This window comes from Methylobacterium sp. CCH5-D2 (genome assembly GCF_001556475.1).
In the GTDB taxonomy this organism is placed as follows: Bacteria; Pseudomonadota; Alphaproteobacteria; order Rhizobiales; family Beijerinckiaceae; genus Methylobacterium; species Methylobacterium hispanicum.
Map to the genome: position 1 here is coordinate 1 of NZ_LSIX01000866.1, position 1,385 is coordinate 1,385.

Consider the following 1,385-nt stretch of genomic DNA (forward strand, 5'->3'; position numbering starts at 1 on the left):
ATGGTGAAGGTGGCAAGGGCGGAGAGGATGAAGGTGCGAGCGGTCATGGTGTTGGTCCCTCTGAATTTTCGGGGCTGACGCCCTGTTTCGAGAGGGAATGTGCGCCGCACCGCGCCATCATTCCAACAGATGCGATCGATACTGCGTATCAACGCAATCAATGACCCTGCTGCGCGCCAGCAGGCCGTAGGCGGGTCCCTTTTGGGCGCCGATCTGGGATGGGAAGCTCACGAACATCTCCAGCGTGCAACGTCCGCCCGGGTGGCATCCCGCCCTTCTGGGGCGCAGCAAGGCTCACAAGGGGACTAGGCAGGACACCATGTCAGGCCGTGTCCGCTTAATTCGACAAAAACATGCATCGAGGCGCATAATGCCCCTTGCGCCCTACTCACGATCTATCTAAATGTCTCTCCATGAGGCGACGAGACGCCTTGTGAGACGGAGAGAGTGATCGTGTCCCAGCAAGAAGCCGCTTTCATGTCCGTGAACCGGACCGCCCTTGCCTCAGCCCTGCAGCTTGTTCCTGTCGAGGCCCGTGGAGAGTTCGCCCTGCGCCTCTTAGGTCTGAACGACCTAAAGCCAGAGGCCACTACGGACGAGGAGTTTCACCATTCCTACGCACTGACGCCAGAACTGGCGAACCAGCTTATGCAGAAGCTCGACACCGCCACGCGCGACCTTTTCCGGGAGGCGTTGGCCAATGTGAAAGATGGCGTCGCCGTCATCGATTGGGCTGATGTGAAGCGCATCACTGGGGTTACCAATTGGGCTCAGTTCGCCAGGGGGCGCCTTGGTGGTGTGCACCGCTCCCTGAACTCGATCACCCAGTCCACGGGAGCCAAGCTCCTCATTGAAGGTGATGGCTGGGTCGAGGATGGGAAGGGTGATTTCTCGGCAGGCACCCTCTTCATCGATGGCCCGGCGGTTCAGGCGCTGCAGGCTGCCCTCGGCGTGAAGTGACCGAACGCATCATTCCGCCCGAGGCGCTACCGCCTCGGGCTTACCGGGGGAGGAACATATGAGCATCTTCAAAAACAGCACGATGGAAACGTTCTACGGGTCCAACGACGTCGTCGGCGAGGCTGATTGTGAGGTGCGTTTCCAGGGCGGAGAGATCATCATCTCCTACGCTACCGACGACGGGCACGATATCTACCGAGGCATCGAGGAAGGTGCTGGCCACTACCGGCTGACGAGAGATGGCGGCGGCGGAAAGGCGACCCTTCACCGCTTTGCCGGGGACGACGTCTTGGATGGCTACTGGATCGAGGACGGTGCCATCGGCATGTGGAGGATCACACTGGAGGAGTGAGAGCGAAACCTCCCTCGAAGTGGAGTGGTCCCCTGACGGTGGGCACGATCAGGCGGCGGTTTTGACCGTCTGC

2 protein-coding genes are annotated in these 1,385 nt (G+C 60.5%); both read left to right on the forward strand.

Annotated elements, in window-relative coordinates; translation table 11 throughout:
- Window positions 1-453 precede the first annotated feature (453 nt).
- Window positions 454-960, forward strand: coding sequence for a hypothetical protein (locus AX737_RS23100; protein WP_156453906.1), 507 nt, complete (start codon window positions 454-456; stop codon window positions 958-960).
- Window positions 961-1,018: 58 nt separating this feature from the next.
- A complete protein-coding gene (locus tag AX737_RS23105) occupies window positions 1,019-1,312 on the forward strand; it encodes a hypothetical protein (protein ID WP_066925366.1) in 294 nt (97 codons plus the stop codon).
- Window positions 1,313-1,385 lie beyond the last annotated feature (73 nt).

Coding starts and splice junctions, on each gene's coding strand:
- AX737_RS23105 (WP_066925366.1), top strand. CDS start 1,019: ATGAGCATCTTCAAAAACAGCACGATGGAAACGTTCTACGGGTCCAAC.